This window comes from Paenibacillus nuruki (assembly GCF_963311185.1).
GTDB classification, from domain to species: domain Bacteria; phylum Bacillota; class Bacilli; order Paenibacillales; family Paenibacillaceae; genus Saccharibacillus; species Saccharibacillus nuruki.
Window position 1 is genome coordinate 827,426 of the sequence record NZ_OY725677.1, and the last position, 22,730, is coordinate 850,155.

Genomic DNA, 22,730 nt, shown 5'->3' on the forward strand with positions numbered 1-22,730 from the left:
ATGCAGTTGGGATTACAAGATCGAATAGAGCATGTAGAACAGCGTATTGAAGAAGTATGTAAACGAAGTGGACGCAAGCGTGAAGAGATTCAACTTGTAGCAGTCACTAAATATGTCTCTGTTGCCAAAACGGCTCAAGTGTTAGATGCAGGGCTTTTGCATCTAGGCGAAAATCGCTGGCAAAATGCTGAAGATAAATGGAATCAATTACACGAACGTGGCATATGGCATTTTATCGGTCATTTGCAAACGAATAAAGTCAAAGATGTGATTGGCAAATTTGAATATATTCATTCACTGGATCGCTTGTCGTTAGCAAAAGAAATACAAAAAAAAGCGAGTTCAATGGATATTCGTGTTAAAGTATTGGTACAAGTAAATATCTCTGGTGAAGAATCCAAATACGGATTGCCACCAGAACAAGTAGATTCCTTTTTTGAACAAATATCTGCCTTCTCTAATCTAGAAGTAGTAGGTTTGATGACGATGGCTCCAGAAGTAGATCATGCCGAAATGACACGTCCTGTATTCCGAGGACTTCGTGAATTAAGAGATGATATTAATAATCGTGGATTAACGAAAAATCCACTTACACATTTATCTATGGGCATGTCGGGTGATTTTGAAATTGCGATTGAAGAAGGCGCCACATTTGTGCGACTTGGCTCCATATTAGTAGGTAAAGAGGAGGATTAACGATGGGTGTAATGAATCGCTTTATGAACTTCTTAGGACTTCAAGAAGAAGAGGAAATTGTTGAGCGCGAACAGATTATGGATGATGATGAAGAACCTCGTGAAACCTCTGGCACAGAATTACGTAAGAACAATAGAGCCAGTAATGTCGTTAGTATTCATTCTCAGAAAAATGTGAAAGTGATTTTGAATGAGCCTCGTAGTTATGATGAAGCTCAAGATATTGCAGACCATTTGCGTTCTCATCGTTCAGTTATTGTCAATTTACAACGTGTTCGTATCGATCAAGCGACACGTATTATTGATTTTATGAGCGGAACCGTTTATGCACTTGGAGGCAGTATTTCAAAAATCGGGGGCAACATTTTTCTGTGTACACCGGATACCGTCGAAATTGAAGGCACTATCGCTGAAATCTTAGGCGAAGATTACGAATATAACAAGACGAGGTGACGCAATTTTGGAAACAGCTTTTGCAGTGTTAAATGCTTTATATCGAATTTATACGTATATGATCATTATTTATATTTTACTTTCTTGGTTGCCTAGCGCGCGTGAAAGTTCTTTCGGGCAAATTCTAGCACGATTAGTAGAACCTTATCTTGCTCCTTTCCGTCGCTTTATACCACCAATTATGGGAGCCATTGATATATCTCCGATTGTAGCATTATTCGTACTACAATTAGCATTTAGTGGATTAATATTTTTATTGAGAAGTCTTATCTACTAATTTAATAATGATGTAACAAAAAAATTACACTTGCTCTAAATATGAAAGGTATGAACAACATCATGCAAAGCAATATTTATCATCATTTTCATCCAGATGAGCGAGAGTTTGTGGAACGGGCTGCGGAGTGGATCGATAACGCAGCCCGTTATCATGAGCTAAAGCTGACCGATTTTTTGGATCCACGTCAGGCTTATATTCTCCATATTCTCGCTGCTCGTAATCTAGATGTGCATATCCGATTGGATGGAGGATCAGAACATTCTGAACGGAAGCGTGCTCTTATTGGACCAGATTATATGGATTTAGACAACGAAGATATGAATTTATCAGTATTATCGATCACACCAGAAGGACGCAAGTTCGCTGATCTGGAGCATGGTGATTATATGGGTTCTATTTTAGGACTGGGTATGAAACGAGGTAAGATTGGAGATATCCACGCATTGGCGGATGGTTGTCATACAGTGGTGTCGTCTGAGATTGCTTCTTATTTGCATCTAAATTTAACCCAAGTGCATCGTCTTCATGTGATGACTGAGATTTTACCGATTACCGATTTGCAAGTGGCTACTCCAGAATTGCAGTCGATGGAGCTAACCGTAGCTTCTCTACGTTTGGATGGGATAGCAAGCGATGTCTATCGGATGAGTCGTAGTAAAATTCTAGTCCCGATCAAAGCAGGACGTTGTCGTGTCAATTGGAAAGTGGAAGAAAATCCTTCTTATGCTTTGCAACAAGGTGATATGATCTCTATTCAAGGATTAGGTCGTTTTAAAGTATTAGAGATGGATGGAATTACAAAAAAAGGAAGATACCGAGTCAAAGTAGGTAAATTTGTTTGATAAAGAATAGAACACACCGGGATTAAATGTATTCTTTATATAGCAAATTTATTTATTTTGTAGTGTCTTTGGCAGGGATATATCCTTATGCGTCGAAATGAAGTATCATAGCAGTAACGAGGCAATTCAACGGCCTAAACATTACAGGAGGTGTCCAACATGCCATTAACCCCGCTTGATATACATAATAAGGAATTCTCGCGTCGTTTGCGTGGTTATGATGAAGACGAAGTAAATGAATTCCTAGATCAGGTGATCAAGGATTATGAGGGAGCGATCCGTGAAAACAAAGAACTGCAAAGTCAGTTAATGTCTATTCAGGAACGTCTCGATCATTTTGCGAATCTGGAAGATACATTGAGTAAAACGATTATCGTTGCTCAAGAAGCTGCCGATGAAGTTCGTAATAATGCGAAAAAAGAAGCTCAATTGATTATTAAAGAATCCGAGAAAAATGCGGATCGTATTATCAATGAGTCATTATCCAAATCACGCAAAGTGTCGATGGAAGTAGAAGAGCTCAAAAAACAAGCTTCTATTTACCGCACACGTTTCCGTACATTGGTAGAAGCTCAATTAGAGCTACTTAGTCAAGATGGATGGGATGCTTTGGAAAATCAAACGCGTGAACTGCAACGTACAAGCAATGAACGTGATCGTGAAAGAGATCGTCTAGAAGATCGCGACCGTGACCGCGATAGAGACAGAGATCGTGAACGAGATCGCGATAATGAAGAACAGCACAGTTCAGGCGATTTGTATTAAGATCAATGTTGTAAGTTGACATTTAAAGCCTAAAGCGCTATAAATATTTTATAACTTATTTCGATTTGTTCGTGTAGACGAATATAAATATGAACATCACCATTCGTTGATAGGGTCAGTACATCATACATGTGTTCACAGAGAGTTGGCGGTTGGTGCAAGCCAATGAACATCGTATGATAGAATATCCCCCTGGAGAAGCGAGGCTGAACCATAATGCAGTAAGCCGAGCCGGATTGCCAACCGTTACAGAGGCACCGCATCATTTGTGCGGATCTAAGGTGTCACTTCACCTTGTACCCAAAGGAAAACAGTATCTATAACTGGTTTTCGTTTGAGTAGGTACGATGAAGGATTGAAGTGAAACAAGGGTGGTAACGCGAGCAACCTCGTCCCTTTCTGGGATGGGGTTTTTTGATGTTTTCACAATGAATAGTTATAACGTATTAAATATCTGTAGATGGGGAAGGATGACAAAATCATGCAAAGAGTAGATGTCAAAGAAAAAGCACGTACACGTGATTTACGGATTTTAAATAAATGGAATGAGGAAAATACATTCCAACGTTCTATTCAGAATCGTGAAGGCAAACCTAACTTTGTTTTTTATGAAGGTCCACCAACAGCTAATGGTAAGCCTCATATCGGTCACGTTCTTGGACGTGTTATCAAAGATTTTGTAGGTCGTTACCAGACGATGAAAGGATACCGTGTTGTTCGTAAAGCAGGTTGGGATACGCATGGTCTTCCTGTAGAACTTGGTGTACAGAAAAAATTAGGCATCTCTCACAAACCTGAGATTGAAGAGTACGGTGTAGAGAAATTTATTCAAGAGTGTAAAGCAAGTGTATTTGAATATGAGCAACAATGGCGTGATCTTACATCTGCTATTGGGTACTGGACAGATCTAGATCATCCATACGTAACGCTTGAAAATAACTATATCGAAAGTGTATGGAACAATCTAGCGACGATTCATGACAAAGGTCTATTGTATCGTGGGCACCGTGTAAGTCCATATTGTCCTGATTGTCAGACGACACTAAGTTCTCATGAAGTGGCTCAAGGATATAAAGATGTCAAAGATTTGAGCGCAACCGCAAAATTCAAATTAGATGATAGTGGTGAATATGTTCTAGCTTGGACAACTACACCTTGGACATTACCTTCTCACGTAGCATTAGCTGTTAATCCAGATATGGATTATGTACGTGTGAGTCAAGATGGAAGCGTCTATATCGTTGCCAAAAATCTGGTAGACGATGTGATGAAAGATGGTAAAGGCGAATATAAAGTGCTTAGTACATTAAAAGGTGCAGAATTAGTAGGCAAAACCTATGCGCCGCCTTTTAACTATTTTACAGCAGAAAAAGCTAATATCATTTTAGGTGCAGATTTTGTTACCGATGCAAGTGGTACAGGTATTGTTCATATGGCGCCTGCTCATGGTGAAGATGATTATCGTGTCTGCCGTGAAAATGGAATCAGCTTTGTGAATATGGTGGATTTAGAAGGTAAATTTGTAGCAGAAGTAACTGATTTTGCAGGTCGTTTTGTTAAAGATTGTGATATTGATATCGTGCGTTTGTTGTCTGAAAAAGATCGTTTGTTCAGCAAAGAAAAATATGAGCATACGTATCCATTCTGCTGGCGTTGTGATACACCACTTCTATACTATGCAATGGACAGCTGGTTTATCCAAACGACAGCAGTCAAAGAACAACTGATCGCTAACAATAAAGAAGTGGATTGGTATCCAGGGCATATACGTGATGGACGCTTTGGTAAATTTTTGGAAGACTTAGTAGACTGGAATATCAGTCGTGATCGTTACTGGGGTACACCGCTTAACGTATGGGTCTGTGCAGAGACAGGTGAACAATTTGCGCCACATAGTATCGCTGAACTTCGCGCGCGTGCGATTGGTGATGTTCCTGAAAATATTGAACTACACAAACCGTATGTAGATGATATCAAAGTACGCAGTTCATGTGGTCAATATGAAATGATTCGTACACCTGAAGTGATCGACGTATGGTTCGATAGTGGTTCCATGCCTTTTGCTCAACAACATTATCCTTTTGAAAATCAAGATACGTTCCAAGAACAGTTCCCGGCAGATATGATCTGTGAAGGTATCGATCAGACTCGTGGTTGGTTCTACAGTCTATTAGCAGTGTCTACGTTAATCACAGGCAAAGCACCTTACAAAGCTGTTATGGCGACAGGTCATGTCTTGGATGAACAAGGACAGAAAATGTCCAAGTCTAAAGGTAATGTTATTGATCCGTGGGAAGTCATTGATGAGTATGGAACAGATGCGTTCCGTTGGGCATTGTTATCCGATAGTGCACCATGGAATAGCAAACGTTTCTCTAAAGGTATTGTCGGCGAAGCCAAATCTAAAATGGTTGATACTCTTGTGAATACACATGCCTTTATGACATTGTATGCAACGATTGATGGATTCGATCCAGCAGAACATCCTTTCCAACCGTCAGCACATAAATTGGATCGTTGGATTCTATCTCGTCTGAACAGTTTAATCAAACAAGTAGAAAAAGGATTAGCTGTTAACGACTTCTTAAATGCTTCCAAAGCGATCGAAGCTTTTGTTGATGAACTCAGTAACTGGTATATCCGTCGTTCGCGTGACCGTTTCTGGGGTAGTGGTCTAACTGAAGATAAATTAGATGCTTACCGCACATTAACAGAAGTATTATTAACAACAGCCAAATTGATTGCACCATTTACACCTATGCTAGCTGAAGATATCTATCTAAACCTAAGCAGTGGTGAAAGTGTGCATATGGATGATTATCCTGTTGCCAATGAAGATCTGATCGACCTTGAGCTAGAACGTGATATGGAAACAGCTCGTCGTATTGTTGAATTAGCACGTAATGTACGTAACGAAACAGGGCTTAAAACACGTCAACCGCTATCTGAGCTGATCGTTTCATTGGACAAAGATTTTGATTTGAATAGTTATGAAGAGATCATCAAAGATGAGATCAATGTCAAAGGTATCCATACGGAGACCGATGATTCTGGATTTGTTGACTTCACTCTTAAATTAAATCTTAAAGTTGCTGGTAAGAAATACGGTAAAAACGTAGGTTTCTTGCAAAACTTCTTCAAAGGCATGGCTGTAGAAGAAACGCGTAAAGTGGTTGAAGATGGCTTCTTGCATATTCTTTCTCCAGAAGGCGAAGAATTACAAGTGACGAACGAAGAACTATTAGTTGAGAAAAAAGCGAAGTCTGGTTTTGCTTCTGCATCTGGTTATGGTCTAACGGTGGCACTCAATACAGATGTAACACCTGAACTAGAGCAAGAAGGATGGGTACGTGAGATTGTACGTGCTGTCCAAGACTATCGTAAAAAATTAGATTTACCTATCGAGAAATATGTCAATTTAACATTGTCTGTGAATGATGATCTTCGTCAAGCAATCCAAACATTTGATCATGTCCTTCGTGAAAATGTATTGGTTAATGATGTATCGTTTGCTAGAGAAGAAGGCATGGAACAAGTTGAATTAATGGGTCAAAATGTAGGTATCCGTATTTCTTAAATAACGGCTATACGAATCACATGCTAGGTTATATATTCAATACGCATGAGCATCATTAATCTACTTTTAAAGTAGTGAAATGATACTCATGCTTTTTATTATCAGGCTTCTCAATAGACGACTGATTCTAGGCTGTGCTACAATAAACAAAGCTGTGTTTAGTGGTAGTATTGGACGAAGCACATGGATAAGATATCAATAGGGTGGAGGATTATTGTGATATATTATGTGATTGCAATTATAGCGATTATTGTAGATCAGTTAACCAAATACTGGATCGCTACTGGGATGGAACGAGGAGATCAGATTTCAGTGATCGGCAATTTCTTTTTGATTACTTCCCACCGTAATCAAGGTGCTGCTTTTGGTATTTTGCAAAATCAACGCTGGTTTTTTGTCGTTGTTACTTTAATAGTCGTTGTTGCGATTATATGGTATATCCAAAAAGTAAAATCACAACCGGATAAATTATTGCCTGTTGCTTTGTCACTTGTTTTAGGTGGAGCAATTGGTAACTTTATTGATCGTGCACGTATGGGAGAAGTCGTAGACTTTTTACAATTTAACTTCGGTAGTTATACGTTTCCGATTTTCAATGTAGCCGATTCTTGTATTGTGGTTGGGGTGGCATTGATTATTATAGACGCACTGCTGGATATGAGCCGTCAGAAGAAACAAGCTGCCGGTCATGAAGAGGAGAATGTTTAGTGAGTAAGCAAGACAAATCAGAGTTAAATGAAGTTCAAGATACACAGTCGGTAGAGCAGGATATGCCTGATCTGGAACATGTTGAAGAAATCGGTGATGATGAGGCAGAAGTAAACACTGGACAAATGATGGAATGGACAATCGATGCTGAAGATGCCAAAACTCGTATTGATAAATACATTACAGACTTATTGCCAGAAGGTTTCTCACGTTCTCAAGTACAACAGTGGATCACAGATGGCTTAGTGACTGTAGATGGCAAAGTTATTAAAGCGAATCATAAATTGATAGAAAATGAACAGGTTATCGTTCAACTTCCAAGTCTATCTACTGTAGAAATCGAAGCACAAGATATTCCGCTTGAGATCGTCTATGAAGATTCAGATGTAATCGTGATTAATAAGCCTCGTGGTATGGTTGTCCATCCTGCTGTCGGTCATTCTTCCGATACACTGGTTAATGCTTTGATGTATCATTGCAAAGACTTATCAGGGATCAATGGCGAAGTGCGTCCGGGTATCGTACATCGTATTGATAAAGATACAACAGGATTATTGATGGCTGCCAAAAATGATAAAGCTCATGCTTCATTATCAGAACAGCTCAAAAATCATACGGTTACCCGCAAATATATAGCGCTTGTTCATGGTAATGTAGATCATGATCAAGGAACAATAGATGCACCGATCGGTCGTTCTCCACAGAATCGTAAAATGTTTACGGTTACGGAGAAGAACAGCAAGCATGCAGTGACCCATTTTGTAGTAACAGAGCGTTTTGGTGATTTTACATTAGTCGAACTTCGCCTTGAGACAGGACGTACACATCAAATTCGTGTGCATATGAAATTTATCGATCATCCGCTAGTGGCAGATCCGATGTATGGACGTGTAAGAGCCAAGACATCCACACTGGATGGGCAAGCATTACATGCAGCAGTACTTGGGTTTGTTCATCCTACAACAGGTGAATATTTAGAATTCCAAGCACCGATCCCTGATGATCTTGAACAAGTGTTGTTTTCACTACGTAATCGTTAAGCCATGAATAAGTCAAAGAAGTCATTCTATCACTAGAATGGCTTCTTTTTTATGTCTATATCCTATCGACAACTAATTCAATAGAAAAATGTAATGGAGCATCATGAATAAATAATGAATAAAAATCGATTAAAATGATATTTTTACTTATAATTGTGGATATTTATTCGTATATATTGTATAATTATGATTATTAAAACGAAGTGTGATAATCCTTTTACAACTATATAATGATTTCTTCATCATCCCACGGTAAGTTGTGCGGTTGACAGTGACTCAAGTTTCTGTCATAATTCATTTCAGATGAATAAGCACCTTTAATTCAGTCCCGTGAGACTGGCAAGGTAACGTGAACGATGTTCACTGTAGGACACCCTCTGTGTGGAGTGGTGCATACTACAGTGCGTCTGAGTATGACTGTCATGACGTGTGTCTATGACTACAGACTCCTTGCCGTTTTAGGGCAGGGAGTCTTTTTTATACCCTGTCTTAGAACGTGCAATCTAGTCAGGAAATCAAGTATGACCAGACACGCGTTATGATGTTGACCACGGGGCCCAGGGTGTACACAACCTGAGGAGGCTAACGATAATGAATACAGAGACTCGCATTATCATGGATGAGACAGCAATCCGCCGCGCACTTACACGTATTGCACATGAGATTTTGGAGAAAAATAAAGGGATTGAAGATTGTATTCTGGTCGGTATTCGTACACGTGGTATTTACCTGGCACAACGGATTGCAGAGCGTATTCAAGAAATTGAAGGCAAACCTGTTCCTTGTGGAGAGCTAGATATTACAGGATATCGTGATGACCAAGACAATGGACGTCCTACAGATATCAATAGTAGCACGATGCTTACACCAGCGAATCTAAGCATTCGCAACAAAAAAATTATTTTGTTCGATGATGTACTTTACACAGGTAGAACAATTAGAGCGGCAATGGATGCACTAATGGATTGTGGACGACCTGAAATGATTCAACTGGCTGTACTGGCAGATCGTGGACATCGTGAACTTCCGATCCGCCCGGATTACATTGGCAAAAATGTACCGACTTCTAAATTAGAAGAGATTGAAGTACGACTTAGCGAAATCGACGGTAGTGATCAAGTGAATATTATGCAACATCGTGAGGTGACTGCATGATTATGACCAACACTACAGTGAAACAACGCAGTCTACTCGGTCTCAAAGGTATGAGTCAACCGGAGTTAGTGTCTATACTTGATCGTGCTGCGTATTGGGATGCACATACAGAGAAACAAGTATCTGTTTTGCAATCACGCTTTGTCGCAAATATGTTTTTTGAAAATAGTACACGTACACGATTCTCTTTCGAAATGGCTGAGAAAAGGCTTGGTGCAGAAGTACTTAACTTTACTTCGGCAGTCTCCAGTGTTGAAAAAGGTGAATCTATCTACGATACAGTTCGCACACTTGAGAGTATGGGTATCGATGCAGGAATTATTCGATTGAAACCTTCAGGAGTGTTGCAAGAATTAGCAGAGAAAGTAAATGTACCGCTTATTAATGCAGGCGATGGTAACAATGAGCATCCAACACAAGGATTGCTTGATCTGTATACTATGCGACAAGAGTTTGGCGAATTAAAGGGTCTGCATGTAGCAATTGTTGGAGACATCTTACACAGCCGTGTCGCTCGCTCGAATCTATGGGCATTGCAGACAATGGGTGCCAAAGTAAGCTTCTGCGCACCGAACAATATGCGTGCCGATGATATGGGAGATGTTTCTTATATCAGTATGGAAGAAGCATTGCAAGCAGATGTAGTGATGATGTTAAGAGTACAACTTGAACGCCATGCAGTAGGCATGCTCAAGTCAGCAGAAGAATATCGCCTACAATATGGATTGACCGAAGAAAGAGCTGCCCGGATGAAAAAGCATGCGATTATTATGCACCCGGCTCCAGTCAATCGTAATGTTGAGATCGATGATGCACTGGTGGAAAGTCCTAAATCAAAAATTTTCCCACAAATGCAAAATGGTGTACCGATTCGGATGGCTGTGATTGAAAGAGCCTTACGTAACTAAGCACTACGATGATCAACAATACAACTTCGGAGGTTAACAATGACACTTTTTATCAAAAACGCAAATGTATTGAACGGAAATAACGAACTGGAAATCAAACATATATGGATCGAAAATAATAGTATTGAACACCTATTTACAGGCGATCAAAATGCAGCAGAATTGCTTGTCCGATATGGAGCAGGCAAAGAAGTAACAGAAATTAATGCATCCGGTAAGCTAGTTACACCGGGATTAATTGATATGCATGTTCATTTACGTGAACCTGGTTTTGAACACAAAGAAACAATTGCAACAGGTACAGCATCAGCGGCAAAAGGTGGATTTACAACGATTGCTTGTATGCCTAATACACGCCCGGTAACAGATAATGCGGATACGGTGAAGCTTGTACTGGACAAAGCAGCAGAAGCAGGCAGTGTCAAAGTACTTCCTTATGCAGCGATTACTTTAAATGAGCTAGGCAGAGAATTAACAGACTTTGCCGCACTCAAAGCAGCAGGGGCTATCGGATTCACCGATGATGGTGTAGGTGTACAAAATGCACAAATGATGAAAAATGCGATGGCACTTGCCGCTTCGATGGATATGCCAGTGATTGCTCACTGTGAAGATGATTCACTGGTCGTTGGAGCATCAGTCAGTGAAGGCGAATTTGCTCGTAAACATGGTCTTAAAGGGATTCCAAATGAGTCTGAAGCTATCCATGTAGGACGTGACATTTTACTGGCTGAAGCTACAGGTGTTCATTATCATGTGTGTCATGTCAGTACAGAGCAATCAATTCGCTTGATCCGCTTAGCCAAATCGATCGGTATCAAAGTGACTGCTGAGGTATGTCCGCATCATTTGATCTTATCGGATGAAGATATTCCGGGTATGGATGCGAACTGGAAAATGAATCCGCCTCTACGTACACCACGCGATGTAGAAGCTTGTATTCAAGCGTTAGAAGATGGCACGATTGATATTATCGTGACAGACCATGCTCCTCATAGTGAAGAGGAAAAAGCAAAAGGAATGGAATTAGCACCTTTCGGTATCGTCGGATTCGAGACCGCATTTCCATTGTTATATACCAAATTTGTAAAAACAGGACGCTGGTCATTACAAATGCTTGTAGATCGCATGACATCTGATCCAGCTAAAGTATTCCGCTTACCAACAGGACGCTTAGAACAAGGGGCTCCTGCTGATCTAACTGTGATTGATCTGGAAACAGAGCAAGTGGTTGATCCAACTACGTTTGCTACAAAAGGAAAAAATACACCATTTACCAACTGGACATTACAAGGTTGGCCACAGACAACGATCGTAGACGGTCAAGTCGTATGGTCGCAGGAAGCTACGGCTTTCAAAGCATAAATATACTAAAAAATGATATAAATATTCATTTTAATATAACAAACTTTTAAGATAGATAGAGGAGTGAAACGGGATGCAGGCAAAATTGTTATTAGAAGATGGAACATTATTTACAGGCCGTAGTTTCGGAGCAGAAGGCGAAACAACTGGAGAAGTTGTATTTAATACCGGAATTACCGGTTACCAAGAGGTGCTATCTGACCCTTCATATTGTGGACAGATCGTCACGATGACGTATCCACTGATCGGCAACTATGGTATTAACCGTGATGACTTTGAATCGGTTCGTCCGTACATTAATGGATTCGTTGTTCGTAGACATGAGCCTGTACCTAGTAACTGGCGTGCTCAATACACGATTGATGAGTTGCTACGCGAACATGGCATTATCGGAATAAGTGATATTGATACACGCATGTTAACACGTCGTATCCGCCATCAAGGAACAATGCGAGGCATTTTGACAAGCGGATCATTATCAACAGAAGAATTGATGGAGCGTCTGAACAGTAGCGTATCGGCTACGAACCAAGTAAGTCACACTTCAACTTCTCATATTTATACAAGTCCAGGACCGAAAGAACGTATTGTACTGATCGATTATGGTGCAAAAACAGGGATTGTACGTGAACTGTCTCAACGTGGTTGTGATGTGGTGGTTGTACCGCAAGATACAACAGCAGAACAGATTCGCCGTCTGCATCCAGATGGTATTCAATTATCTAACGGTCCAGGAGATCCGAAAGATGTACCGGCTGCGGTTAAAGTGATTGAAGAATTACTTGGCGAATATCCAATCTTCGGTATTTGCTTAGGACATCAATTGTTCGCTTTGGCTTGCGGAGCAGACACAGACAAATTGAAATTTGGACATCGTGGTGGTAACCATCCTGTCAAAGATTTGCAAACAGGTCGTTGCTACATTACATCGCAAAATCATGGTTATACGGTGAAAGAAGCTTCTATTGAAGGAACAGAACTTGAAGTGACTCATATCAATAACAATGATAAAACGATTGAAGGATTAAAGCATAAGACGTATCCAGCATTTTCAGTACAGTATCATCCAGAAGCAGCACCAGGGCCTTTTGATAACGGCTATCTATTCGATCAATTTCTAACGATGATTCGTGAATATAAAGAACAACACCCTCAAAAAACGCGTCAAGCCGAAATGATGGCTGCTGTGAAAGGAGCTAACTGATATGCCCAAAAATAATGAACTCAAAAAAATACTTGTGATTGGTTCCGGACCTATTGTTATCGGTCAAGCTGCTGAATTTGACTATGCAGGTACACAAGCTTGTCAGGCACTGAAAGAAGAAGGGGTAGAGGTTGTACTGATCAACAGTAACCCTGCAACGATCATGACAGATACAAATATGGCAGATAAAGTATACATCGAGCCAATCACGCTTGAATTTGTCACTCAAATTATCCGTCAAGAACGTCCTGATGGTCTACTGCCTACACTGGGTGGACAAACAGGCTTGAATATGGCTGTAGAATTAGCACGTGCAGGTGTACTAGAAAGCGAAAATGTTAAATTACTAGGTACACAATTAGAATCGATTGAAAAAGCGGAAGATCGTGATCTGTTCCGCGACTTGATGCGCGAATTAGATCAACCGGTTCCTGAAAGTGTTATTGTAACCACCCTTGAAGAGTCGCTAGTATTTGCAAATGAGATCGGATATCCAATCATTGTACGCCCTGCTTATACATTGGGCGGTACAGGTGGTGGTATCTGTGTTGATGAAGAAGAATTACGCGAAACGGTACAAGCTGGTATTCGTTATAGCCCGATCGGACAATGTCTGGTAGAGAAAAGTATTGCAGGTATGAAAGAAGTCGAGTATGAAGTTATGCGTGATGCTAATGATAACTGTATCGTTGTCTGCAACATGGAGAACTTTGATCCAGTAGGTGTGCATACAGGCGATAGTATCGTTGTTGCACCGAGCCAGACGCTTTCTGATCGTGAATATCAGATGTTACGCTCTGCTTCTCTCAAAATTATCCGTGCACTGAATATCGAAGGTGGATGTAACGTACAGTTCGCTCTTGATCCACAAAGTTATCAATACTATGTCATCGAAGTAAATCCACGGGTAAGTCGTTCATCTGCACTTGCTTCCAAAGCAACAGGCTATCCGATTGCGAAAATGGCAGCGAAGATCGCAATGGGATACACATTGGATGAAATCGTGAATCCTGTAACAGGACAAACGTACGCTTGCTTCGAACCAACATTAGATTATATTGTAGCTAAAATTCCACGCTGGCCTTTCGATAAATTTATCAGTGCTAACCGTAAGCTAGGTACACAGATGAAAGCAACAGGCGAAGTGATGGCAATTGGACGTACATTTGAAGAAGCGATTCACAAAGCAGTCCGTTCACTTGAAATCGGTGTTCATCGTATCCACTTAAAAGATGCAGAACATATCGAAGATAGCGTATTAGATGAACGTCTAGCCAAAGCAGATGATGAGCGTCTTTTCTTAGTCGCAGAAGCATTCCGTCGTGGTTATAGCTTAGAACAAATTCAACAACTCACCAATATTGACTGGTGGTTCTTAGATAAAATCGAACGTATTGTCGCTTATGAATCTGTAATTTCTTCAGAAGATACACTAAGCGATGATACATTATATATGGCGAAGCGTCTTGGATTTACAGATCGCTCGATTGCTGAACTACGCAATATCAATCATCCAGAAGATCCTATGAATAACGAGCATAGTATTCGTGCATATCGTAAAGAAAATAACATGATGCCTGTGTTCAAAATGGTAGATACTTGTGCAGCAGAATTTGAAGCGACTACACCGTACTACTACTCAACATTTGAGACTGAAAATGAAGTGATTCCAAGTGCGAAAGAAAAAATCGTTGTTCTAGGTTCCGGCCCGATCCGTATCGGTCAAGGGATAGAGTTCGATTATTCAACTGTACATGCTGTCTGGGCAATTCAAGAGTCTGGTTATGAAGCGGTTATTATCAACAACAATCCAGAGACTGTTTCAACAGATTTCAACACTTCAGATCGACTGTACTTTGAGCCGTTATTCTTTGAAGATGTCATGAATGTTATCGAACAGGAGAATCCAATCGGGGTTATCGTACAGTTCGGTGGACAAACAGCGATTAACCTTGCAGCACCATTAAGCAAAGCAGGCGTTAAAATTCTAGGAACAAGCTTAGAAAGTATTGATGAAGCAGAAGATCGTAAAAAGTTCGAAGCTTTACTTTCTCGCTTGAATATTGCTCAACCTGAAGGTAGCACCGTGTTATCGATAGATGAAGCAGTAGAAACAGCACAGAAATTAGGCTATCCAGTCTTGGTTCGTCCTTCTTATGTACTGGGTGGACGTGCAATGGAAATTGTCTACTCTGATGAAGAGCTATTACTGTATATGGCAGAAGCAGTCAAAGTAAATCCAGAACATCCGGTATTGATTGACCGTTACATGCTAGGTAAAGAAGTTGAAGTCGATGCGATCTGTGATGGAGAAACCGTTGTTGTACCGGGAATCATGGAACATATCGAGCGTGCAGGAGTTCACTCCGGTGACTCAATCGCTGTGTATCCTCCGCAACATCTGTCTGAAGAACTGAAGCAGAAAGTGGTCGATATCACTATTCGTACAGCCAAAGAGCTTAAAACAGTCGGCTTGGTGAATATCCAATTCGTTATTTTCAAAAATGAAGTCTACGTGATTGAAGTGAATCCACGTTCTTCACGCACAGTGCCATTCTTGAGTAAAGTAACTGATATTCCGATGGCGAAAATTGCGACACAAGCAATTCTAGGCATTAAGCTTAAAGACTTGGGGTATAGCGAAGGATTGTGGAAAGAAAGCGAATATATCTCGGTAAAAGTACCTGTGTTCTCTTTTGCCAAATTACGTCGTGTAGAACCTACATTAGGCCCTGAAATGAAATCAACAGGTGAAGTTATGGGACGCGATCTACTTTATGCGAAAGCTCTGTATAAAGGATTGATCGGAGCAGGTATGAAAATACCAGCCACTGGTGCTTTGATTGCTACAGTAGCAGACAAAGACAAGCCAGAAGCGGTTCGTTTGCTTAAAGGATTCTATCGTCTAGGCTACAAAATTATTGCGACAAGCGGTACAGCAAAAGCACTAGAAGAAGCAGGGATCAAAGTTACTGTTATTCATAAGCTAACAGAAGGCGTGCCGAACATTCTGGATCTTATCCGCAGTGGACAAGCACACTTCGTTGTAAATACCTTTACTAAAGGCAAAACACCTGCTCGTGACGGATTCCGTATCCGCCGTGAAGCGGTTGAAAATGGTGTGGTATGTATGACCTCACTGGATACTGTTGAAGCACTACTCACGATGCTAGATACGATCAACTTCTCTTCGTACGCGATGCCGTCATTGACTAACACTGTACATGCAGGCAAAAAAGATGAAGTCATTAACAATGTTGTTGTTGGTCAATTAGAAGATCAAGAAACGATTTTAAGCTAATACCAGCGACCCCGATCACACAATTAAAGTACGGCGGATCATTCTCGTGTCCGCCGTCATTTGTGTGCATATAATTGAACTTTAGGTACGGATATGAAATAAAGAATTCGATCATCAAGGAGGTATAGCCAGTTGACACATTCCATATCTCAAGCAATTGCGAAGCGCTTGATTGTAGCGCTCGATTATCCTAATGTAGAAGAAGCACGAGTATTGATTGAACATCTTCAAGGCATTCCATGTACGATCAAAGTAGGGATGCAATTATTTTATAGTGCAGGTCCTGATTTTGTACGTGAACTCAAAACAAAAGGATATTCTGTATTTCTGGATTTGAAAATGCATGATATTCCGAATACTGTTAAAGGTGGAGCAAACAGCATCACCAGACTGGGCGTAGATATATTTAATGTGCATGCAGCAGGTGGTGTACAGATGATGAAAGCAGCAGTAGAAGGTATGGAATCTGCGTTAGCTACAGATTCTAACTTAGCACGTCCTTTACTGATCGCTGTGACACAGTTAACCAGTACATCCCAGCAAGTGATGAATCAAGAAATTGGTATTCAAGGAACGGTAGAAGAAGCTGTGGTTCATTATGCACGCTTAGCACAGCAAAGTGGATTAGGCGGAGTAGTATGCTCTCCATTAGAAGTGTCTATGATTCAACAAGCATGTGGGACATCATTTGCTACAGTCACGCCAGGTGTTCGTCCAGCAGGCAGTGATCTAGGTGATCAGAAGCGTATATTGACACCAGGAGAAGCGATAGCAGGCGGTAGTCATTACTTGGTAGTCGGTCGTCCGATTACAGGAGCAAATGATCCTAGAGAAGCTACACAACAGATTATAGAGGAGATGAGTGTACATGTTAACAATTGAAGAGATTCCAGCACACATTGCATCTGCATTATTACAGATTGAAGCGGTCGCTTTAAGTCCACAGGAGCCTTTTACATGGACATCAGGCATCCAATCACCTATCTATTGTGATAATCGTCTGACGATGTCATATCCATACATACGCGATCAGATTGCAGATGCGTTTGCTATGATCATTCGTGAACAATATCCAGATACTGAAGTGATTGCAGGAACAGCTACAGCAGGTATTCCTCATGCGGCATGGGTAGCACAGAAGTTAGATTTACCGATGGCTTATATTCGGGACAAAGCCAAAGGACATGGCAAACACAATCAGATCGAAGGATTAATTCAATCAGGTCAGAAAGTGATTGTTATCGAAGATTTGATTTCAACAGGAGGTAGTTCAATTAAAGCTGCTGAAGCAGTGCGCGAAGCAGGAGCAGATCCATTAGCAGTACTGGCTATCTTTAGTTACCAGTTGGATAAAGCTACACATGCTTTTGCAGAAGCGAATCTTCCATTACAAACGCTTTCCAACTATACAGCCTTGATCGACAAAGCAGTAGAATTAGGCAAAATTCCAGCAGAAGATTTGGAATTGCTACGTTCATGGCGTGAAGATCCATCTGCTTTTGGCAAATAAGCTAGTCTTAATCAATAGGTAACTCAATGCTAAATATAATTCATTAATGAATTGATGAGTATCAGGGTATACATCATGGTGTATGCCCTGATCTTTAATACACATTCTACATATTTTGTAAAATAAGAACGTGATAATGATAAGGTATATGACATGGATGTATACAGTATACAGAAAATTCACTTGACGTGAAATGGTGAAATACGGTATATTAGTTGAGTCGCTGTTTATATTACTTTCCAATAGAAATCGTTCTTTTGGAGATGCGGGCCTATAGCTCAGTTGGTTAGAGCTACCGGCTCATAACCGGTTGGTCGGGGGTTCGAGTCCCTCTGGGCCCATTAGAAAAAGACCCTTACATCTGTAAGGGTCTTTTTGTATAAGTAGCTATATTTACCGTTTTCTGCGTCGCATAAACAGCATCACTAAAAGTACAACAATAACAACAATTAGAATAAATTTCATAGCGTATAACCTCCAAGCTTTATCACTGACCAAGTAGTTCAAAAGAATCAGAATTATTTTTATTTATGATCAGAATGATCAGTAGAAGAATCTTTTTTGGAATCTTTACTGAAATCTTCTTTCACTTTATCTACAGATTCACTCACTGCTTCCTCAAGCAAATTTTCTGCAGAATGATTTTTATTAGAATCTGGATCTGGTATAGGATCTACACCTGCGCCGCGTTCCTCATGGTTTTTATACTCATCTGGTTTACTCATTAGAAGTCACCCTTTCGTCTATCTTGCTATTTTCGACATAACAGATATGCAATACAATATAAAGGCTATGTTATCGAAATAAACCATTGTAGAGCAAGATGAATCACATCTTTAGATTCTCTCTATCTTTATATGTTTATTAAAACATATATCTTATGCTAAAAAAGTACAAAAATTCACAATACTTTATTTAAAATTTAATATATAATAAACTTAAGTATAAATTGGGTATATAGAACTATACTTGCAATTTTCTTAATGAAAGATGGTGAAGTTCACAATGAATACCTCTTCAATCAATACCATTTTATATCAAAATGTGGGCGATGCAGCAGACCACATTATTAAAATAATCGGTGGACTTATCCATATCAATACTATTTTTATTGCCAGTAATGATGGCTTAAACAATGTCATTATGAGAGCTTATAATCGTGATGAACAATTAGTAGAACAGGGAAGCGTACTTCCTTTAGAATTAAGTTATTGCAGTCTTGTGATCAATAATGAGAATAAGACGATGCCTTTAATTATCGAAAATACCAATGAAGACGAATTGACACGCAATATGGAAGTAACAAGTTCTATTGGTGGAGGTTCTTTTATAGGATTACCGGTACGTTTGCGAGATGGTAGTATTTATGGAACGATCTGTGCGCTAGACCGTGATACGTATAAATTTAGTGAAGCAGATATCCAAACGTTAGAAACGATGACTATTTTCTTGGCATACGTCGTAGAGTTGGAACGAACAGTTACAGATCTGAAGCGAAAAGAAACAGAACTTGAGCAAGCACGCCTCAAAGCAGAAAAGTCTGCACAAGTTAATCGTAATCTTCTAGCGATCATGGGGCATGAAATTCGCACACCAATGACAAATATTGTAGGCGTAGCGGATCTGATGATGGACTCGGAAATCGATCCACAACAACAGGTCTATATGGATATTATTGAGTCCAGTAATCAATCGATGCTGACATTAGTAGAAGACATTTTAAGCTTTAGTCATATGGAAGAAGGAGCAACAGAGATTGATCAAGAACCTTTTGATCTGATGCATACGATTCATGAAGTGGTTACGTCACTAGAGACCCCTTTAGAAGAGAATCCTATTATTGTAAAAGTCGATACGGCTGAGAATATATTGCCGTTAATCTATGGTGATGCTTTACGACTAAGACAAACATTGATTAATACACTTAATGCTTTACGTTACAACTCTGTGGGACAATTAACATTATCTATCTCTACTGTGATTCATGCTTTAGATAACAGTGTATTTTTGGATGTTTCTATTCATAATTCGCGCATGATTATGGATAACAAAACATTAGAGCAATTATTTGATTCGCTGAATGAAGTTAACGATATGTCATGGTATCAGCAGTACGGTAGTATAGGGCTTAACCTTGCAATAAGTAGAAAATTGATCCATTTACTCAAAGGTGAATTTGAAATCAATAGTGGAGAGCAAGGCACTTCGATTCGCTTTAACTTGCGATTATCTCAATTTATTTCTTTGGAAAATATAGATATTGTCTCTTGAAAATCGACGATTTGATCAGCTAAAAATAAAATCCAATCTAAAGTGTTGACAGTTATATATTTAGCATGGTATGATCTTAAATGTTGGCGAAACAATCACTGCTAGTGATTGAGGCAATGAGTATGAAGGTGAATTTATTCATCTCATCATTTGCCGGGGTGGCGGAACTGGCAGACGCACAGGACTTAAAATCCTGCGGTAGGTGACTACCGTACCGGTTCGATTCCGGTCCTCGGCATACTTATATTTTTGATATAAGTAAAAGCCATACACGTATTACATAAAGAAGAGCAGCACATGTATAACCCTTAAGGGTTAATGTGCCGGGGTGGCGGAACTGGCAGACGCACAGGACTTAAAATCCTGCGGTAGGTGACTACCGTACCGGTTCGATTCCGGTTCTCGGCATTATGAGATGTACAGATAAAAGAGCGCTTCACCGTTGTATAACGGTAGAAGCGCTCTTTTTGTTTTCTAGACATAATCAGGTTCAATCCAGTCATACCGCAGTCTTGGTTAGAGCTTCTAGAATCGGTTTTTAGTTATGTTTGTATACGTTTTATATAAGTAATCGTATTTATAATTGAATCGTCTATAAAAGCATTTCTAGCGCTTCTTGAGCTGTTTAAAAAAGATGGTGAAGATTAAAGATGAGAAGTATATAAAAATAGAAATACAGAAAGATCGAACCTTCTACTTCAAGTTACTTTTATCAAAGTGATCAATGCCTTGTTGTTGCTTATACAGCATTTAAAATAGCTGAATATATGTGCGAAGAAGACTATCCATGATCAAGGATAGTCTGTTTTGTTTATAATTCTTTTTTAAAATTTGTGAAAAACTATATATTTTTATTTTCAAATTATGTAATATATGTATATTAAACAAATTTTAAAATTTAAATAAAAGTATAATTATATTATTTGAAATATTGAAGGAGGTGATAGAGTACTCTAAAAAATGCTTTTTATTACCGTACACGATTGTAAATGTATGCTACACAAGATGAATTACAGGGTAGGAGTAGAAAGAAAACACTGAACTTGATAGAGGAGGCAATATGATGGTGAAAAAGAGTCGTACTTTGTTAATCGTTCTAGTGATGTTCAGTTTGGTGTTTGGAAGTGTATCGTTTTCTTCGTCATCTAAGGTGGAAGCGGCAGGTGTGAATCTGGCACGAGGAAAACAAGTGACGGTTTCTTCGACTGAAGCCAGTGGCAATATAGCCTCTAATGCTGTAGATGGTAATACCTCTACACGCTGGGCATCTACCAACGCAGACCAACAATATTATATTGTTGATTTGGGAGCGGCTCAATCGGTATCAAGTGTTATTTTACGGTGGGAAGCTGCGTATGCGAAGCAATTCCAAATTCAGACATCTACCGATAATATAAACTGGAATACGGTCTATTCGAATTATAGTAACACTGGTGGAACCAACACGATTACTTTTCCATCGACTACAGCTAGATATGTGAAAATGTATGCTTTTCAACGAGCTACAACGTATGGATATTCTTTATATGAATTTGAAATATACGGTAGTGGTACACAAGCTTCTACCGGAGTCCTTGATTATATTAAAAGTATCAGTGGCAAGCAGACAGTGATCGGCATGCACAATCGTGAACCGAATGCTACGCCTGCTGTACAAACTGAGAAAATAAAAAGCATTACAGGTAAATATCCAGGGCTGTGGAGTGGTGATTTATTATTTTCAGCAAATGATGTCAATAACCGTTGGAATATGATCTATGAAGCCAAAAAACAGTGGGATAACGGAGCAATCGTTCAGGTGATGATGCATGTTACACCTCCTACACAAGCAGATGCAGGCAATTGGGAAGGTGGCGTAGTCAGTCATCTTAGTGATACACAATGGAAAGACTTAACGACTAATGGAGGTACGTTAAACAAAGCGTGGAAAGCTCGCTTAGATAACTATGCTCAATACCTTCAATATTTAGAAGATAATAACGTGACTGTCTTATTCCGTCCATTTCACGAAATGAATCAAGGAGTATTCTGGTGGGCAGGTCGTCCGGGAAGTACAGGTACAGCTGAATTGTATCGCTTAACACATGATTATCTAGTTAAAACTAAAGGATTGACTAATCTGGTCTGGGTATGGGATATGCAAGATTTGGATCTGAATTGGAATGTATATAATCCGGGTAGTGCTTATTGGGATATCTTTGCGTTAGATGTATACAATCCAGATGGATTTACAACGCAGAAATACAATACCGCTTTGAGTGTAGCCAATGGCAAACCGATTTCTATTGGTGAATGTGATGTATTACCGACTCCGAGCCAGTTAGCGGCTCAGCCTAAGTGGGCATTTGCGATGAGCTGGGCAGAACTCACCTTTGAAAAAAATACAAATGCACAAATTCAAACCGTCTATAATGCTTCTAATGTGATCACACGTGATGAATTACCGAAGTTAAAGTAAGATAAAGTACCAGACATTACTAAGTAAGATTCAGGATTATATCAGTAAGGCGTAACTGACACAGTCCAGATGAAAAATCCAAACTGTAGACTAAGAGAGATTTCTTAGCTATTGTTTGGATTTTTTTGTTCTTACATCGTATAGGAATAGAGTTGAAATTTGTTGAATAAAGCTTTATTGTTAAAGCAAGTGAATCCA

Annotated in this window: 17 protein-coding genes, 3 tRNA genes, 1 pseudogene and 1 other annotated feature; of the genes and pseudogenes, 20 read left to right on the forward strand and 1 reads right to left on the reverse strand. The window is 39.7% G+C overall.

All coding sequences use genetic code 11. The features are described 5' to 3' along the window. The first annotated feature begins 6 nt into the window (after positions 1–6). The 16 genes and pseudogenes from RCP16_RS03695 (at position 7) to RCP16_RS03770 (ending at position 18,144) form a co-directional block, all read left to right on the forward strand. Entirely contained in the window at positions 7–696 is a 690-nt protein-coding gene (locus tag RCP16_RS03695; protein ID WP_308642441.1) for a YggS family pyridoxal phosphate-dependent enzyme, read from the forward strand. A gap of 2 nt (positions 697–698) precedes the next feature. Continuing rightward, positions 699–1,148, forward strand: a complete 450-nt coding sequence (locus RCP16_RS03700; RefSeq protein ID WP_069328958.1) for a cell division protein SepF — start codon at positions 699–701, stop codon at positions 1,146–1,148. Between the two features lie 4 nt (positions 1,149–1,152). Next, positions 1,153–1,425, forward strand: a complete 273-nt coding sequence (locus tag RCP16_RS03705; protein ID WP_371748221.1) for a YggT family protein — start codon at positions 1,153–1,155, stop codon at positions 1,423–1,425. Between the two features lie 62 nt (positions 1,426–1,487). Continuing rightward, positions 1,488–2,270, forward strand: a complete 783-nt coding sequence (locus RCP16_RS03710; RefSeq protein WP_069328959.1) for a YlmH family RNA-binding protein — start codon at positions 1,488–1,490, stop codon at positions 2,268–2,270. A 159-nt stretch (positions 2,271–2,429) separates the two neighbouring features. Then, positions 2,430–2,933, forward strand: a pseudogene (locus RCP16_RS03715) (DivIVA domain-containing protein); the annotation flags it as partial. Between the two features lie 199 nt (positions 2,934–3,132). Further along, positions 3,133–3,435 (forward strand) — a binding site (T-box leader). An 81-nt stretch (positions 3,436–3,516) separates the two neighbouring features. Next, the gene (ileS, locus tag RCP16_RS03720) at positions 3,517–6,612 is read left to right on the forward strand and encodes an isoleucine--tRNA ligase (protein WP_137220752.1); all 3,096 of its coding nucleotides are present in this window, start codon (positions 3,517–3,519) and stop codon (positions 6,610–6,612) included. Between the two features lie 216 nt (positions 6,613–6,828). Next, positions 6,829–7,320, forward strand: a complete 492-nt coding sequence (lspA, locus tag RCP16_RS03725; RefSeq protein WP_137220751.1) for a signal peptidase II — start codon at positions 6,829–6,831, stop codon at positions 7,318–7,320. A 125-nt stretch (positions 7,321–7,445) separates the two neighbouring features. Then, the gene (locus RCP16_RS03730) at positions 7,446–8,360 is read left to right on the forward strand and encodes an RluA family pseudouridine synthase (protein WP_371748222.1); all 915 of its coding nucleotides are present in this window, start codon (positions 7,446–7,448) and stop codon (positions 8,358–8,360) included. A gap of 591 nt (positions 8,361–8,951) precedes the next feature. After that, complete coding sequence (gene pyrR, locus RCP16_RS03735) at positions 8,952–9,515, forward strand: bifunctional pyr operon transcriptional regulator/uracil phosphoribosyltransferase PyrR (protein WP_069328963.1); 564 nt, start codon at positions 8,952–8,954, stop codon at positions 9,513–9,515. Further along, positions 9,512–10,423, forward strand: a complete 912-nt coding sequence (locus tag RCP16_RS03740; protein WP_137220750.1) for an aspartate carbamoyltransferase catalytic subunit — start codon at positions 9,512–9,514, stop codon at positions 10,421–10,423. Before pyrR ends, RCP16_RS03740 begins: the two co-directional genes overlap by 4 nt. Before the next feature lie 39 nt (positions 10,424–10,462). Further along, on the forward strand, positions 10,463–11,788 hold the full coding sequence (gene pyrC / locus RCP16_RS03745) for a dihydroorotase (protein WP_308641697.1): 1,326 nt from the start codon (positions 10,463–10,465) through the stop codon (positions 11,786–11,788). Between the two features lie 73 nt (positions 11,789–11,861). Continuing rightward, positions 11,862–12,992: a glutamine-hydrolyzing carbamoyl-phosphate synthase small subunit gene (carA, locus tag RCP16_RS03750; protein ID WP_069328966.1), complete on the forward strand. Its 1,131-nt coding sequence runs from the start codon at positions 11,862–11,864 to the stop codon at positions 12,990–12,992. A 1-nt stretch (position 12,993) separates the two neighbouring features. Beyond that, positions 12,994–16,293 carry a carbamoyl-phosphate synthase large subunit gene (gene carB, locus RCP16_RS03755; protein WP_069328967.1) on the forward strand — a complete coding sequence of 1,100 codons (3,300 nt, stop codon included), beginning with the start codon at positions 12,994–12,996 and terminating at the stop codon, positions 16,291–16,293. A gap of 132 nt (positions 16,294–16,425) precedes the next feature. Continuing rightward, on the forward strand, positions 16,426–17,175 hold the full coding sequence (gene pyrF, locus RCP16_RS03760; protein WP_308641698.1) for an orotidine-5'-phosphate decarboxylase: 750 nt from the start codon (positions 16,426–16,428) through the stop codon (positions 17,173–17,175). Beyond that, positions 17,162–17,803, forward strand: coding sequence for an orotate phosphoribosyltransferase (gene pyrE, locus RCP16_RS03765; RefSeq protein WP_137220747.1), 642 nt, complete (start codon positions 17,162–17,164; stop codon positions 17,801–17,803). The genes pyrF and pyrE overlap by 14 nt, the downstream gene beginning before the upstream one ends. A gap of 267 nt (positions 17,804–18,070) precedes the next feature. Beyond that, positions 18,071–18,144: transfer RNA gene (locus RCP16_RS03770), tRNA-Ile, on the forward strand. 183 nt (positions 18,145–18,327) lie between these two features. Here RCP16_RS03770 and RCP16_RS03775 read toward each other — a convergent pair. After that, positions 18,328–18,528 carry a hypothetical protein gene (locus tag RCP16_RS03775; RefSeq protein ID WP_137220746.1) on the reverse strand — a complete coding sequence of 67 codons (201 nt, stop codon included), beginning with the start codon at positions 18,526–18,528 and terminating at the stop codon, positions 18,328–18,330. A 280-nt stretch (positions 18,529–18,808) separates the two neighbouring features. Between RCP16_RS03775 and RCP16_RS03780 the strand changes: the two genes are divergently transcribed. The 4 genes from RCP16_RS03780 to RCP16_RS03795 all read left to right on the forward strand — a co-directional run bounded on the left by RCP16_RS03780 (position 18,809) and on the right by RCP16_RS03795 (position 22,532). Next, positions 18,809–20,074: a GAF domain-containing sensor histidine kinase gene (locus RCP16_RS03780; RefSeq protein ID WP_308641699.1), complete on the forward strand. Its 1,266-nt coding sequence runs from the start codon at positions 18,809–18,811 to the stop codon at positions 20,072–20,074. A gap of 152 nt (positions 20,075–20,226) precedes the next feature. Then, positions 20,227–20,312, forward strand: a tRNA-Leu gene (locus RCP16_RS03785). Between the two features lie 84 nt (positions 20,313–20,396). Continuing rightward, positions 20,397–20,482, forward strand: a tRNA-Leu gene (locus tag RCP16_RS03790). 655 nt (positions 20,483–21,137) lie between these two features. Beyond that, on the forward strand, positions 21,138–22,532 hold the full coding sequence (locus RCP16_RS03795; protein ID WP_308641700.1) for a glycosyl hydrolase: 1,395 nt from the start codon (positions 21,138–21,140) through the stop codon (positions 22,530–22,532). Positions 22,533–22,730: the final 198 nt, after the last annotated feature.

What these genes read in the sequence shown, in the direction of transcription:
- RCP16_RS03700 (WP_069328958.1), top strand. Translation starts at nt 699, where the DNA reads ATGGGTGTAATGAATCGCTTTATGAACTTCTTAGGACTTCAAGAAGAA.
- RCP16_RS03710 (WP_069328959.1), top strand. Translation starts at nt 1,488, where the DNA reads ATGCAAAGCAATATTTATCATCATTTTCATCCAGATGAGCGAGAGTTT.
- ileS (WP_137220752.1), top strand. Translation starts at nt 3,517, where the DNA reads ATGCAAAGAGTAGATGTCAAAGAAAAAGCACGTACACGTGATTTACGG.
- RCP16_RS03730 (WP_371748222.1), top strand. Translation starts at nt 7,446, where the DNA reads ATGATGGAATGGACAATCGATGCTGAAGATGCCAAAACTCGTATTGAT.
- pyrR (WP_069328963.1), top strand. Translation starts at nt 8,952, where the DNA reads ATGAATACAGAGACTCGCATTATCATGGATGAGACAGCAATCCGCCGC.
- RCP16_RS03740 (WP_137220750.1), top strand. Translation starts at nt 9,512, where the DNA reads ATGATTATGACCAACACTACAGTGAAACAACGCAGTCTACTCGGTCTC.
- pyrC (WP_308641697.1), top strand. Translation starts at nt 10,463, where the DNA reads ATGACACTTTTTATCAAAAACGCAAATGTATTGAACGGAAATAACGAA.
- carA (WP_069328966.1), top strand. Translation starts at nt 11,862, where the DNA reads ATGCAGGCAAAATTGTTATTAGAAGATGGAACATTATTTACAGGCCGT.
- carB (WP_069328967.1), top strand. Translation starts at nt 12,994, where the DNA reads ATGCCCAAAAATAATGAACTCAAAAAAATACTTGTGATTGGTTCCGGA.
- pyrE (WP_137220747.1), top strand. Translation starts at nt 17,162, where the DNA reads ATGTTAACAATTGAAGAGATTCCAGCACACATTGCATCTGCATTATTA.
- RCP16_RS03775 (WP_137220746.1), bottom strand. Translation starts at nt 18,528, where the DNA reads ATGAGTAAACCAGATGAGTATAAAAACCATGAGGAACGCGGCGCAGGT.
- RCP16_RS03780 (WP_308641699.1), top strand. Translation starts at nt 18,809, where the DNA reads ATGAATACCTCTTCAATCAATACCATTTTATATCAAAATGTGGGCGAT.
- RCP16_RS03795 (WP_308641700.1), top strand. Translation starts at nt 21,138, where the DNA reads ATGGTGAAAAAGAGTCGTACTTTGTTAATCGTTCTAGTGATGTTCAGT.